At 59.0% G+C, this 13518-nt stretch carries 10 protein-coding genes; 3 read left to right on the top strand and 7 right to left on the bottom strand.

The window, feature by feature from the left end:
• Nucleotides 1–22: 22 nt before the first annotated feature.
• A complete protein-coding gene (fusA, locus tag F3J41_RS13595; RefSeq protein ID WP_166711540.1) occupies nucleotides 23–2122 on the bottom strand; it encodes an elongation factor G in 2100 nt (699 codons plus the stop codon).
• Nucleotides 2123–2333: 211 nt separating this feature from the next.
• Between fusA and F3J41_RS13590 the strand changes: the two genes are divergently transcribed.
• Nucleotides 2334–3245, top strand: coding sequence for a ketopantoate reductase family protein (locus F3J41_RS13590; RefSeq protein ID WP_166711538.1), 912 nt, complete (start codon nucleotides 2334–2336; stop codon nucleotides 3243–3245).
• Between the two features lie 170 nt (nucleotides 3246–3415).
• Here F3J41_RS13590 and F3J41_RS13585 read toward each other — a convergent pair whose 3' ends face one another.
• Nucleotides 3416–4186, bottom strand: coding sequence for a YdcF family protein (locus F3J41_RS13585; protein ID WP_166711535.1), 771 nt, complete (start codon nucleotides 4184–4186; stop codon nucleotides 3416–3418).
• Nucleotides 4187–4285: 99 nt separating this feature from the next.
• Here F3J41_RS13585 and F3J41_RS13580 point away from each other — a divergent pair, with 99 nt between their 5' ends.
• Nucleotides 4286–5353: a LacI family DNA-binding transcriptional regulator gene (locus F3J41_RS13580; RefSeq protein WP_166711533.1), complete on the top strand. Its 1068-nt coding sequence runs from the start codon at nucleotides 4286–4288 to the stop codon at nucleotides 5351–5353.
• 43 nt (nucleotides 5354–5396) lie between these two features.
• On the opposite strand, the gene tmaR is transcribed toward F3J41_RS13580, so the two are convergent.
• The 3 genes from tmaR to dacD all read right to left on the bottom strand — a co-directional run bounded on the left by tmaR (nucleotide 5397) and on the right by dacD (nucleotide 8276).
• Nucleotides 5397–5717: a PTS system regulator TmaR gene (gene tmaR, locus F3J41_RS13575; RefSeq protein WP_021509369.1), complete on the bottom strand. Its 321-nt coding sequence runs from the start codon at nucleotides 5715–5717 to the stop codon at nucleotides 5397–5399.
• A gap of 171 nt (nucleotides 5718–5888) precedes the next feature.
• The gene (locus F3J41_RS13570) at nucleotides 5889–6947 is read right to left on the bottom strand and encodes an FUSC family protein (RefSeq protein ID WP_021509368.1); all 1059 of its coding nucleotides are present in this window, start codon (nucleotides 6945–6947) and stop codon (nucleotides 5889–5891) included.
• 162 nt (nucleotides 6948–7109) lie between these two features.
• A complete protein-coding gene (gene dacD / locus F3J41_RS13565) occupies nucleotides 7110–8276 on the bottom strand; it encodes a serine-type D-Ala-D-Ala carboxypeptidase DacD (protein ID WP_031280074.1) in 1167 nt (388 codons plus the stop codon).
• Between the two features lie 202 nt (nucleotides 8277–8478).
• On the opposite strand from dacD, the gene sbcB reads away from it, so the two are divergent.
• A complete protein-coding gene (gene sbcB / locus F3J41_RS13560) occupies nucleotides 8479–9900 on the top strand; it encodes an exodeoxyribonuclease I (protein WP_152390676.1) in 1422 nt (473 codons plus the stop codon).
• Between the two features lie 377 nt (nucleotides 9901–10277).
• On the opposite strand, the gene F3J41_RS13555 is transcribed toward sbcB, so the two are convergent.
• Together F3J41_RS13555 and F3J41_RS13550 are read right to left on the bottom strand one after the other, a co-directional pair.
• The gene (locus F3J41_RS13555) at nucleotides 10278–11636 is read right to left on the bottom strand and encodes an APC family permease (RefSeq protein ID WP_058757322.1); all 1359 of its coding nucleotides are present in this window, start codon (nucleotides 11634–11636) and stop codon (nucleotides 10278–10280) included.
• 366 nt (nucleotides 11637–12002) lie between these two features.
• Nucleotides 12003–13418, bottom strand: coding sequence for a glutamine synthetase family protein (locus F3J41_RS13550; RefSeq protein WP_021509364.1), 1416 nt, complete (start codon nucleotides 13416–13418; stop codon nucleotides 12003–12005).
• Between the last annotated feature and the right edge of the window lie 100 nt (nucleotides 13419–13518).

Below are 13518 nucleotides of genomic sequence, written 5' to 3'. Positions count from 1 at the left end.
GGCATCCCTGCCGCCAGCGGACTTACTGTGCGCGAGCCGCGATAATCGCCTCTGCGACGTTACGCGGTGCTTCGGCGTAGTGGGCAAACTCCATGCTATACGTGGCGCGACCCTGCGACATTGAGCGTAGCGTGGTGGCGTAGCCAAACATCTCGGCCAGCGGCACTTCAGCACGGATAATGCGCGCGCCGAAACGCTCGTCCATGCCCTGCAGCGTGCCGCGCCGGGATGACAAATCGCCCATCACGCCGCCGGCATACTCTTCCGGCGTCTCCACTTCCACCTGCATCACCGGCTCAAGTATCACCGGATCGGCCTGCTTCGCTGCCGCTTTGAAGCCAAAGATCGCCGCCATGCGGAACGCCATCTCCGACGAGTCAACGTCGTGATAAGAGCCAAACGTCAGCGTGGCTTTGATGTCGACCACCGGATAACCAGCCAGCACGCCGCTGTTGAGCGCTTCGCGAATGCCCTTCTCCACTGAAGGAATAAATTCGCGCGGCACCACGCCGCCTTTGGTCGCGTCTTCAAAGGCGAAACCGGTTCCGGCCGCCTGCGGCTCGAGCGTCAGCACCACGTGACCATACTGGCCCTTACCGCCCGACTGACGCACAAATTTCCCTTCTACCTCGCGCACCGTTTTGCGGATGGTTTCGCGGTAGGTTACCTGCGGCCGGCCAATATTGGCTTCCACGCCAAACTCGCGTTTCAGACGGTCGACGATGATCTCCAGATGCAGTTCACCCATGCCGGAGATGATGGTCTGACCGGACTCCTCATCGGTGTGCAGCCGGAACGACGGATCCTCTGCCGCCAGCCGCTGCAGCGCCAGCCCCATTTTTTCCTGGTCGCCTTTGGTCTTTGGCTCAATCGACAGCGAAATCACCGGATCGGGAAATTCCATGCGCTCCAGCGTGATTACCGCATTAGGATCGCACAGCGTTTCGCCGGTGGTGACCTCTTTCAGCCCGACGCAGGCGGCAATATCGCCGGCGCGGATCTCATCAATTTCGATGCGATCGTTAGCCTGCATCTGCACGATGCGGCCGATGCGCTCTTTACGCCCTTTCACCGCGTTCCACACGCTGTCACCCTTGCGCAGCACGCCAGAATAGACGCGCACAAAGGTAAGCTGACCGACGTAAGGATCGCTCATCAGCTTGAACGCCAGCGCCGAGAAAGGTTCCTCATCGTCAGCATGGCGTTCGTCGTGTTCGCCGCGCTCGTTGATGCCGGCGACCGGTGGCACGTCGAGCGGCGAAGGCATCAGTTCGATGACCGCATCAAGCATGCGCTGCACCCCTTTGTTTTTAAACGCGCTGCCGCACAGCATCGGCTGGATTTCGCCCGCCAGCGTGCGCTGCCGCAGCCCGGCAATCACCTCGTCTTCACTGAGATCGCCCTGCTCCAGATAGCGATCCATCAGCGCTTCGCTGGCTTCTGCCGCTGCTGCCACCATGTTTTCCCGCCACTCCGCTGCCTGCGCCTGCAGCGCGTCCGGAATCGGCGCATAGCTAAAGCTCATGCCCTGGCTGGCGTCGTCCCAGTAGATGGCGCGCATTTTGTTGAGATCGATGACCCCGCTGAACTGCTCTTCAGCGCCGATGGGAATGACAATCGGCACCGGATGCGCCTGCAGGCGATCTTTCATCATCTGCACCACGCGGAAAAAGTCCGCGCCCTGGCGGTCCATCTTGTTGACGAACGCAATGCGCGGCACGTGGTATTTATTCGCCTGCCGCCACACGGTTTCTGACTGCGGCTGAACGCCACCGACCGCGTCGTACACCATCACGGCACCATCCAGCACGCGCATTGAGCGCTCCACTTCAATGGTGAAGTCAACGTGTCCGGGAGTATCAATGATGTTGATACGGTGCGGCGTAAAACTGCCGTCCATGCCCGGCCAGTAGCAGCTGACCGCCGCCGAGGTGATGGTAATGCCGCGCTCCTGCTCCTGCGCCATCCAGTCGGTGGTTGCCGCGCCATCGTGCACTTCACCCAGCTTGTGGCTCATTCCGGTGTAAAACAGGATGCGCTCAGTGGTGGTGGTTTTACCGGCATCGATGTGCGCGGAGATGCCGATGTTGCGATAACGTTCGATGGGGAGGGGTCGGGGCATGATGCGTCCTTAGTCTGTTGACGAAAAAAACCGGCAGGCACCATTGCCCGCCGCTGTGCCCCAGCATAAACCCATTGTACGAATGAATACGAACAGTTTGAGCTTTTTTTGCTCATCGCTGAGATTGTCACGGTTTTCCGCATTTGCGGTGTGGCGCAGTGACGCGCAGCGCTTTAAGGTAAGGCTTTCATGCTTAACGGGAAAACAGTCCATGCGTATTCTGATTGTGGGAGCCGGTGCCACCGGCGGGTACTTTGGCGCGCGCCTGGCGCAGGCCGGCCGTGATGTGACCTTTCTGGTGCGCGAGCGCCGCCAGCAGCAGCTGCAACAGACTGGACTGGTGCTGCAAACGCCGGAGGGCAGCACGGTGCTGCAACCGCAGCTGGCGCTGGCCTCGACGCTGACCGGTGATTACGATCTGATTATCCTGACGGTGAAAAGCTTTGCGCTGGAACAGGCGATGGAAGACATCGCCCCGGCGGTTGGGCCGCAGACGCTGATCATGCCGATCCTCAATGGTATGCGTCACATTGATGCGCTGCGCGCACGTTTCGGTGACAAGGTGATTGGCGGGCTGTGTAAGATTCACGCCACGCTGGGCGAGCACGGCGAAGTGATGCAGCTGTCGCCGCTGCACATGCTTTACTACGGCGCGCTGGACGGCAACAACGATGCCCGTCTGGCGCGCGTGGATGCCGCGCTGCGTGATGCGCAGTTTGATAGTGTGTTCGCCGATAACATTATCAGTGAGCTGTGGGAGAAGTGGCTGCTGCTGAGCACGCTGGGTGCCGTGTGCTGTCTGGCGCGCGGCAATACGCAGCACATCCTGCGTTCAGCCGGTGGTGAAGCGCTGTTACAGGGCATTTTCGCCGAGGTGCTGGCGGTGATCACCGCCGATGGCTACCAACAGCGTCCGGCCGTGACGGCGAAGATTTATGAGACGCTGAACAATCCTGATACGGCAATGACCTCATCCATGTACCGCGATTTAACCCAGGGCTACGATATCGAAGCCGATCAGATCATTGGCGATTTGCTGGTGCGCGGCGCGCGCCATGCGGTGGCAACGCCGCTGCTGAACGCGGTGTATGTGAATTTGCAGGTATATTTGCAGACGCGGTGATCAGTCCGGTGCGTGGCGTGCCTGGTGCGCATGAATGCGCACCCTACGGCCCGGTACGCGGGAATAACCTGGTGCGCATGAATGCGCACCCTACGATACTGTAGGGTCGCCATTCATGGCGACCGATATCACGCCGGAACCATCGGATTCACCCAATCCTGGGGAACGGCTTAACCCAGCCGCGACTGCACGCCGGGCAGCTGCATCAGGCGCTGCCAGGCTGCTTCGACCGCGTCGGGTACATCAACGTGTCCGAAGAACCCCTTGCCGTTCGGGCCGTAGCCGCTGGCGTCGTCACGCAGGCGCTGCACCTCGCCCATCAGCAGCGACAGAAAACGCTCCACTGACCACACCCCCTGCGGCGGCGCGCCAACGATGCGCAGCATGCCCGCATCCATCATCACCTGCGGCACAAACACCGGCCAGCTGATGAATTCCGGCGCATGCTCGCGATCGCGCCACTGCCAGCGGAAGGTTTCCCAGCTGCGGCGCTGCATCAACGGATCCTGCACCAGCAGCACGCGCTGTGGCTGCCACTGCTGCTCATCCAGCAGGCGCTGGCTCAGGGCGGCGTTTTCGCCACAGTTGCGTGAAGCGGTTTCCAGCAGCAGCTGATCGTCAGGCAGCTCAGCGAACACGCGTGCCATCTCGCCCAGCAGCTGCGCTTCGCCCTTGCCGGCGGTGTCGATCTGGCGGTAGAGCGGATGGCTGGCAATCATCGCGGCCAGCAGCGCGGTTGAATGACCGATGCCGCCGCTGATCAGCAACGGCAGCTGATATTTCTTCGCCAGCGCAATCACCGCTTCGACGTTTGGCAGCACCGCATGTCCGGCAAGTATGGCTAAATCGACCTCCAGCGTACCGTCCTTTGGCAGCTGATCGAGCGCCAGCCAGGCGGCAATGGTGTTGATATCCTGAATTTGATGGTCATTGAGCTGCATCACTTTCTCCTTGCGTTATCACTGGCAGTGTAACGCCTTAATACCGCGACGGCAGGGAAAAATTTGCTACACTCGCCGCATTCTCATCAGGAGGGATCAATGACAGCGCGTTCCGTAACGCTTGACGATGTCGCCCGGCTGGCTGGCGTCTCCTATCAAACGGTTTCCCGGGTGCTGAACCATTCCGCGCAGGTGTCACCCCGCACCCGCGCGCGGGTGGAAGCCGCGATGCAGCAGCTCAGCTACGTGCCAAACCGGGTCGCGCAGCAGCTGGCCGGCAAGGCCACGCGCACGCTCGGGCTGGCGACCAGCGATCTGGCGCTGATGGCGCCGGCGCAGATTGCTTCGGCGATTCAGCAGCGCGCGGCGGCGCAGGGCTATCATCTGGTGATCGCCATGGCCAATGCCACCAGCCACGCGCAGGACACGGTGCATGAATTGCTGGCGCAGCGCGTCGATGCTCTGCTGATCAACCTGCCGCTGGATGCCGCGCAGGCGGCGCAGATTCAGCAGCAGTGCGGCAGCAAACCGACGCTGTTTCTGGATGTGGAGCGCAGCGCGGCCGTGGCGCAGTGTCAGTACCGAAGCACCAGCGGTGCGCAGCAGGCGGTGGATCATCTGGTGGCGCTCGGCCACCGGCAGATTGGCGTGCTGAACGGGCCTGCCAGCTCCGCGTCAGCGCGGGTGCGATTTAGCGCCTGGCAACAGGCGCTGGCGCGTCATCAGCTGGTGCCGGACTGCGTACTGAGCGGCGACTGGAGCGCAGCGTCCGGCTACCAGGCGCTGCTGACCCGGCTGCCCGACCAGCTGCCGCAGGCGCTGCTGGTGGCCAACGACCAGATGGCGCTAGGCGCGATGCGCGCGCTGCATCAGCATGGCGTACGAATTCCGGCGGAGATGTCGATCATCGGTTACGACGATACGGCGGAGAGCGCGTGGTATCAGCCACCGCTGACCACGGTGCGCCAGGATTTACAGCAGTTAGGCACAGTGAGCGTCGATCGTCTGCTGGCGCAGCTGGAGGGAGAGATGCCGGACAGTCAGCCGCTGGAGACCGGGCTGGTCCTGCGCGCCACCACGGCGGCGCCGTTGCAGCAGCAGGTGGATGTGGCGGAGATTGCGCAGCAGTTACAGCAGCTGGCGCGGGCATTAAAAAGGTCGCCATAAATGGCGACCCTGGAGCAAAACGCGGCTATCAGGCCCGTGAAGCTTACTGCCCTTTTGGTTCGCCCATCGCTTTGAGCTTTTTCGACAGCTCGCGACGCTCTTTCGACAGATCGGCGTTTTTGATGATGTACTCATCTACGCGATCTTCATAATCCACGCGCATGCTGGCGATGATTTCCTGAATCGCTTCCACGCTCATACCAGGTTTGATGTACTCGCTCAGGTTGTCCAGCAGCAACACACGTTTCTGGTTATCACGGATTTTCTTTTCGTTGTCCGTAATTTCGCGCTGCAGTTTGTTTTTACGACGAAACATACGCACAAACTCCAGTACGTCCTGAAATGATTGCTTGGCATTTTCCATGTTGGCACCTTTCTTGTGGCCTGCCGCGGCAGGCAAAATAGTCATAAACCGGGAAGACATTTAGCTTAGCGGCTTATAAGCCGGGTTCGCAATTTTCACCGCTAAATTCGGACTGGCACTTATCTTAGCGCAAAGAAAGGGCAATTCGCACTAAGTCATTGCCTGAGAAAACTATTTGCGCAGCGCCAGACGCACCAGGTCTGTCATGCGCTCCAGCTGACGCGCCTGCTCCAGACTCAGCCAGACGTAACCGTAAATCGCGGTGGTCTCCAGCCGCGCGCTGCCGTTGGCGATCAGCGCTTCCAGCTCCTGGGTGATGGCTTCCAGCTCGTGGCTGTTGGCAATCACCTGTTCGGTCTCGCCTTTCACCATCAGCGCCGCCAGCGCGTTCAGGGTGTTCTCGGTCATCTGCTGCGTGCGGCGCAGCGTCGGCGCGTTAAGTAAAATCAGATGGCTTTCGCGCGACGCCCACCAGGCTTCAATCTGCATCTGCATGGTGTTAACCATATTACGGTTAATGGTCTGAATGGCTTCAAACACCGATTTAGGGATGCGCGTCTCTTTGCTCGCCGGCTCCAGCAGCGCGCGCATTTTGATCACGCTGGTGAGCAGCTTCTGGAAGCGCGGATTGAGGCGCGGCTTCTCCACCAGATTGGCAGAAAAGCCGGCGTGATGAATCTTCGCCATGTTGATAAAGGCGTCCGACAGCTGAATGCGCCAGTGAGTATAGGCGCGCTGCGCCCAGATGGCGCTGAACAGTAAAGCCATCAGCGAGCCGAGGATCACATCGCCACCGCGCCACAGCGCCACGGTGAAATCGCCGGCCGGCGCGCCGACCACCACGCCGAGCGTGATGCCGATCAGCAGTGCCATATACGGGTGTTTGCCCAGCGTCAGATAGCCGCAGACGATCATCACGATAAAGCACCACACCAGCATCAGCGGCAGTGACAGCAGCTCCAGCTTCAGCGCGATCAGCCCTGATATCAGCCCGGCAAAGGTACCGCTGATACGCTGCACCACGCGCGGCAAAACATTGCCCCAGGTGGAGATCGGTCCCATCACCACCACCAGCGTGATCAGCGGCCAGGTGCCTTCCGGAATATCGGTGAGACGGACAAACAGAAAACACAGCACAAAGGCGATAGCGATGCGTACGCCGTGCACGGCGCGGTAGTGGCGGTAAAACCAGAACTCAATCGGAGAGATGGGCTTGTCAGCGCGTAACATGGTGGTCCGGGTGCGATAAAAATTTGCGCGCTATGTTACCCTGGCACAGCACGAACATTGAGGGGCTGGCGCAACTTTTTGCGCAATAATACAACTGCGCTACATCTTGTTTTCTCAGTACACACAAGGATGTAACGCAGTGTTTGCTTATCGCCCGACGGCTTACAGTTTCTGTTTCACGTAATCGCTGATGCGCGTGATGATGCCTGCTTCATCGACCGACTGCAGCGCGTACAGCGGATAGCTGGCCAGTTGCTTGTCTTTATCCAGCACCTGAATTTCGCCCACCTGCTCGCCGGCTTTGAGTGGCGCTTCGAGGTCTTTACGATTGATCACATACTTCGCCATCACGTTCGACACTTCGCTGCGCGGCAGTGACAGATAGATATCTTCGGTGGTACCGACGTCCACTTTGTGCGGGTTGCCGTACCAGACGTTTTCGCTGCCGATCTTTTTCCCGGCGTGGAACAGCTGCACGGTGTCGAAGTTGTTCTGTCCCCACACCAGCAGTTTACGCGCCTGCTCTTCACGTCCCTTTGAACTTTTCCCGCCCATGATCACCGCAATCAGACGATGGCGACCGACGATGTTCGAGGCGACGATGTTAAACCCGGCGCTCTCGGTGTGGCCGGTTTTCATGCCGTCAACGTGCAGATTCTGGTCCCACAGCAGGCCGTTACGGTTGTTCTGGGTAATGCCATTGAAGCTGAGGGTTTTCTCGCTATACATGGCATAGAAATCCTGCTCACCGTTAATGATGGCGCGCGACAGCACCGCCAGATCGCGCGCGGTGGTGTGCTGCCCCGGCGCATCAAGACCGTGCACGGTTTCGAAGTGGGTGTGCGTCAGACCGAGCTTCTGCACGTAGCTGTTCATCATGTTGACGAAGCTCTCCTGACTGCCGGCCACATAGTCGGCCAGCGCCACGCAGGCGTCGTTGCCGGAATCGATGATCACGCCGCGCATCAGGTCGCGCACGGTGACTTTATCGCCCGGCTTAAGAAACATCAGCGACGAGCCTTTAAACACCGGATTGCCGGCGGCCCACGCGTCTTTACCTACCGTGACCACATCGTCACGGGTGATTTTCTTCTGATCGACCGCGCGGTCGACGACATAACCGGTCATCAGTTTGGTCAGGCTGGCCGGGTTGCGCTCCGCATCCGGGTTGCCTGCGGTGAGGATCTGCCCGGTGGTGGCGTCCATCAGCACCCAGGACGCGGCATCAATGGCCGGCGGCGTCAGGGGAAACGGCATGCTGTCATCCGCGTGCGCCAGCGATGCCCAAACAATCATTCCAGATACAGTTACCAACAGACGCCTTTTCAACACTTCTTCCTCAACATCAAATAAATGAATTTACCGCCGCACGTTTTACGGCAAATAGCGCTTTGATATCTGAATAAATTGAAAAAAAGTATGAACCGCGGACAAATGCTGCGCGCCCACTCGCAGCGATGGCGATCGAGGTTGTGCTGTACCGGGCTGACGACTATTCTGTGCGTTGATTTTCCATAGCCAGGATAACGCCGTGCCCGCCTCTGAGTTCACTTTTCTGTTCCACGATTATGAAACCTTCGGCAAAAGCCCGTCGCTGGATCGTCCGGCGCAATTTGCAGGCCTGCGCACCGACAAAGCCTTTAACGCCGTGGGCGAACCGCAGGTGTTTTACTGCCAGCTCGCGGACGATTACCTGCCGCAGCCGGAAGCGGTAATGATCACCGGTATCACGCCGCAGGTGGCCAACGCGCGCGGCGTGCCGGAAGTGGAGTTTGCTCAGCGCATTCACGCGCTGTTCAGCGAACCGCAGACCTGTGTGATCGGTTACAACAACGTGCGCTTCGATGACGAAGTGACGCGCAATATCTTCTACCGCAACTTTATCGACCCGTATGGCTGGAGCTGGCAGAACGGCAATTCGCGCTGGGATCTGCTCGACGTGATGCGCGCCTGCTATGCGCTGCGCCCGGAAGGCATCGTCTGGCCGGAGAACGACGACGGTTTCCCGAGCTTTAAGCTGGAGCATCTCACCCAGGCTAACGGCGTAGCACACGAACAGGCGCACGATGCGATGTCCGATGTGTACGCCACGCTGGCGATGGCAAAGCTGGTGCAGGAGAAACAGCCGAAGCTGTTTGAGTTTCTGTTTACCCATCGCAACAAGCAGAAACTGATGACGCTGATTGATATTCCGCAGATGAAGCCGCTGGTGCACGTTTCCGGCATGTTCGGCGCGGCGCGCGGTAATACCAGCTGGATTGTGCCGCTGGCATGGCATCCGGATAACAAAAACGCGCTGATTGTGGCCGATCTGGCCGGCGACATGACGCCGCTGCTGACGCTATCGCCGGACGAGCTGCGTGCGCGGCTGTATACGCGGCACAGCGATCTGGGCGATTTGCCGGCGGTGCCGATCAAGCTGGTGCACATCAATAAGTGCCCGGTCCTGGCCCCGGCCAATACATTACGCCCGGAAGATGCCGAACGACTGGGTATCGATCGTCAGCACTGTCTGGCGAATCTCGCCCTGCTGCGCCAGCATGCCGAGGTGCGGGAAAATGTGGTGACGCTGTTTGCCGAAGCGGAGCCGTTCACGCCGTCGGAGGATGTTGATGCGCAGCTGTATGACGGCTTCTTCAGCGACGCCGATCGCGCCGGCATGAACATCCTGCGCCAGACGCCGCCGCAGAACCTGCCGGCGCTGGATTTGACCTTTGAGGATAAACGTATCGCGAAGCTGCTGTTCCGCTATCGCGCCCGCAACTTCCCCGGCACGCTGGATGACAAAGAGCAGCAGCGCTGGCTGCAGCATCGCCGCGAGCAGCTTAATGCGGAGCGGGTACAGGCGTTTTTGCTGGAGCTGGAGTCGCTGGCCAGTTTACATGAGGGTGATGCAGAGAAGATGGCGCAGCTGAAGGCGCTGTATTTGTATGCGCAGGAGCTGGTGTCGTAGCAGGGTTTCGTGCGGGCTGATGCCCTCACCCCGGCCCTCTCCCACGGGGAGAGGGAGAGGTATAGTGCGTTTTGGTGCCCTCACCCCGGCCCTCTCCTGCGGGGAGAGGGGGAGGTATGGTGCGGGCTGATGCCCTCACCCCGGCCCTCTCCCACAGGGAGAGGGAGAGGTCTAGTGCGTTCTGGTGCCTTCACCCCGGTACTCTCCCACGGGGAGAGGGAGAGGTATGGTGCGGGCTGATGCCCTCACCCCGGCACTCTCCTACGGGAGAGGGAGAGGTATAGTGCGTTTTGGTGCAGCTACTGGGCTGATACCTGACTCACGCTCGGACGGTTCCCTCTCCCGCGGGCGGGAGAGGGTTAGGGTGAGGGAAAGCCTTACACCTCTTCGCTAAACTGCGGTACCGGATTGCGGAACGTGCGGGTCACAAACGCCAGGTAAACAATACCAATCGCCGCCCACACCAGGCCGAGCACCATCGAGGTCTCTTCCAGGTTGATCCACAGCGCACCCACCGTCAGCGCACCCATAATGGGCAGCACCAGATAGTTGAGGTGGTCTTTCAGCGTCTTGTTACGCTTCTCACGAATCCAGAACTGGGCAATCACCGACAGGTTAACAAAGGTGAACGCCACCAGCGCACCGAAGTTAATCAGCGCCGTTGCGGTAACCAGGTCGAAGTTGATCGCCAGCAGCGCTACCGCACCAACCAGCAGCACGTTCAGCGACGGCGTGCGGAATTTCGGATGCACGAAGCCAAAGAAACGCTGCGGGAACACGCCGTCACGGCCCATCACGTACATCAGACGCGAAACGCCAGCGTGTGCCGCCATGCCGCTGGCCAGCACCGTCACCACGGAGAAAATCAGAATGCCGATCTGCAGCGCTTTACCCGCCACGAACAGCATGATTTCCGGCTGTGATGAGTCCGGATTCTGGAAACGTGAGATGTCCGGGAAGTACAGCTGCAGGAAGTAAGAGACGCCAATAAAGATCACCCCACCAATCAGCGCGGTGAGGAAAATCGCGCGTGGAATGGTGCGCTCGGCGTCTTTGGTCTCTTCCGACAGCGAACTGATACCGTCAAAGCCAAGGAACGAGAAGCACAGAATGGTCGCACCGGTAATCATCGGTACCACCTGCGCATTTTCAGACCAGAACGGCTTAGTGCTGGTCAGCGTACCGGCGCCAATACCGTGTGCCACACCATACACCACCATACCGGTGATCACTGCCATCACCACTACCTGCAGCACCACAATGACGCTGTTGAAGTTGGCCACAGTTTTGATCCCACGCAGGTTGGAGATGGTCATAAACGCCACCAGCAGCACCACGAAAATCCACGACGGAATGCCCGGCACCAGCGACTCAAAGTAGCTTTTCGCCAGCAGGATGTTGATCATCGGCATGAACAGATAGTCCAGCAGTGATGACCAGCCCACCATAAAGCCGACGTGCGGACTGATAGCCTTCTGAGCATAGGTGTAAGCGGAGCCCGCAGATGGGAAGCGGCGTACCAGCTTGCCGTAGCTCACGGCAGTAAACAGTATCGCGATCAGCGCGAAAGCATAAGCGGTGGCGACGTGACCGTCGGTGAGGCCTGACACGATGCCAAAGGTATCAAACAGGGTCATTGGCTGCATATACGCCAGGCCCATCATGACGACCGGGATCAGAGTCAGAGATTTTTTCAGATGTGCACGCTGTGGTGCGGCAGAGGTATTAAGCGACATTGTTCAGGCCCCCTACAGCAACAACTGAGTTCAGTTGTACCACAGGGATACTGCGCAATGTGCTGCAGTGAGAAGTGATATTAGTGTTTGCGATTGTCGCCGCGCCATAATCATCACGGAAGCGAGAACCAGCCTGCGCTGGTGCAATTGTAAACAGTCCCATCTTTGTTCCTCAAATCTCACGCACAAGCGTGTTTCAGTGTCTATCTATCCGGATGCGTGTCCGGCCTCGTTCATGTAGTGAAAGCACCATGCAAAAAAATAACCGACGTAATAAGCGTCGGTTATGTTTTGTCTTTTGCAGGGCGCGTATTTTGCCCCAACTTAGGCCATCGACACAAGATGTTGGATCAATTCTTCTGTCGGTCAGGCGTTCTTTAACATCCAGTCAATTTCCGTGGCGGTGATCAGCCGTTCAAACTCGCGCAGTTCATACTGTTTGCAGCTGTGCCACACGCCGCTGAAACGCTCGCCGAGCAGCTTTTGCAGCGGATAGCTGTTTTCAAACTCATACAGCGCATCGCTCTGGCGAATCGGCAGTTCCAGCCCTTCCGCCTCGTGACCGTTGCCCTTCACCGGATGCGGTAAGGGTAGCTGATTATCCAGACCGTGCAAGATACCGGCAATAATTGCTGACACCACCAGATACGGATTGGCATCGGCGCCCGCCACACGGTACTCGACGCGATGGTTTTCTACATCGCCGCAGGGAATGCGCAGCGCCACCGTGCGGTTGTTGTGCCCCCATGACGCCTGCAGCGGCACAAACGCCTCCGGCAGGAAGCGACGAAACGCATTGACGTTGGGCGCCAGCAGCGCCATTGATGCCGGCATCAGATCGATCATGCCAGCCAGCGCCCGCTTCAGCAGCGGCGAATCGCTGCCATCATCCAGCGCAAAGGCGTTGTGGTCGGCGGCATCCAGCATACTGATGTGTACGTGCATGCCGCTGCCCGCATACTCCTCATACGGCTTGGCCATAAAGGTGGCGGTCATGCCGTGGTTTTCTGCCACCTGACGCACCAGCCGCTTCAGCAGAATGGCGTCGTCGCAGGCTTTGAGGATATCGCGCGTATGGTGCAGGTTGATTTCGAACTGGCCCGGCGAGGCCTCCGCCAGCGCGCCGTCGGCGGGGATATTTTGCAGTTTCGCCAGCGCGTCGATGTCGCGCAGTACGTCGGCGAAATGGTCGAGATTATCCAGCGAATACACCTGACTCTGCATGTTGCGCTCTTCACTACCCGGCGCACACGGCGGCTGAATATAGCCTTCGGCATCGCGCTTTTTGTCCACCAGATAGAACTCCAGCTCTACCGCTACCACCGGAAACAGACCGCGATTGCGCAGCTGTTGCCACAGCCGGTTCAGCACGTTTCGGGGTTCAACGTCAAAGGGAGTGCCATCTTGGTCGCACATGGTCAGCAGCAGCTGGGCGATGCGTTGCGGGTCAGAGGCGGAAGGAATTAAGGTCCCAGGGACCGGTATGCAGAGGTTATCAGGTTCGCCGAGCGCCTGTCCGAGGCCGGCTTCCTCGACGGTGTTGCCGAGAATGTCCATGGCGAAAACCGAGGCCGGAAAGTAACACCCTTTTTCCAGCTTGGCTAACGCGGAGACGGGAATGCGTTTACCGCGAAATACCCCGTTGAGATCGTTTAACAGAATATCGACATACTGCGTTTCCGGATGGCGTTCCAGCCAGGTTTTCACCTCCAGCTGGAACGCGCTGGTTCGTTTTTCTTCACTGTGTCGCGTGAAGTCTTCTACTTCCACGAGGTTCGTCATCTTCCCACCCGCCCTATACCGTTTAAGATGGTTTGCACATGCTCAAAATAACAGCCACACCTCTAACATAGCTCTAACGCAAATGGTGTGCAAATGTAAC

This window comes from Pantoea sp. Ap-870, assembly GCF_011752515.1.
GTDB lineage: Bacteria > Pseudomonadota > Gammaproteobacteria > Enterobacterales > Enterobacteriaceae > Pantoea > Pantoea dispersa.
The sequence above is the reverse complement of the archived record's forward strand: the minus strand, read 5'-3'. Positions and strand labels throughout refer to the sequence as shown.

What these genes read in the sequence shown, in the direction of transcription:
- F3J41_RS13555 (WP_058757322.1), bottom strand. Translation starts at nt 11,636, where the DNA reads ATGTCGCTTAATACCTCTGCCGCACCACAGCGTGCACATCTGAAAAAA.
- F3J41_RS13590 (WP_166711538.1), top strand. Translation starts at nt 2,334, where the DNA reads ATGCGTATTCTGATTGTGGGAGCCGGTGCCACCGGCGGGTACTTTGGC.
- F3J41_RS13585 (WP_166711535.1), bottom strand. Translation starts at nt 4,186, where the DNA reads ATGCAGCTCAATGACCATCAAATTCAGGATATCAACACCATTGCCGCC.
- fusA (WP_166711540.1), bottom strand. Translation starts at nt 2,122, where the DNA reads ATGCCCCGACCCCTCCCCATCGAACGTTATCGCAACATCGGCATCTCC.
- F3J41_RS13550 (WP_021509364.1), bottom strand. Translation starts at nt 13,418, where the DNA reads ATGACGAACCTCGTGGAAGTAGAAGACTTCACGCGACACAGTGAAGAA.
- F3J41_RS13580 (WP_166711533.1), top strand. Translation starts at nt 4,286, where the DNA reads ATGACAGCGCGTTCCGTAACGCTTGACGATGTCGCCCGGCTGGCTGGC.
- F3J41_RS13570 (WP_021509368.1), bottom strand. Translation starts at nt 6,947, where the DNA reads ATGTTACGCGCTGACAAGCCCATCTCTCCGATTGAGTTCTGGTTTTAC.
- tmaR (WP_021509369.1), bottom strand. Translation starts at nt 5,717, where the DNA reads ATGGAAAATGCCAAGCAATCATTTCAGGACGTACTGGAGTTTGTGCGT.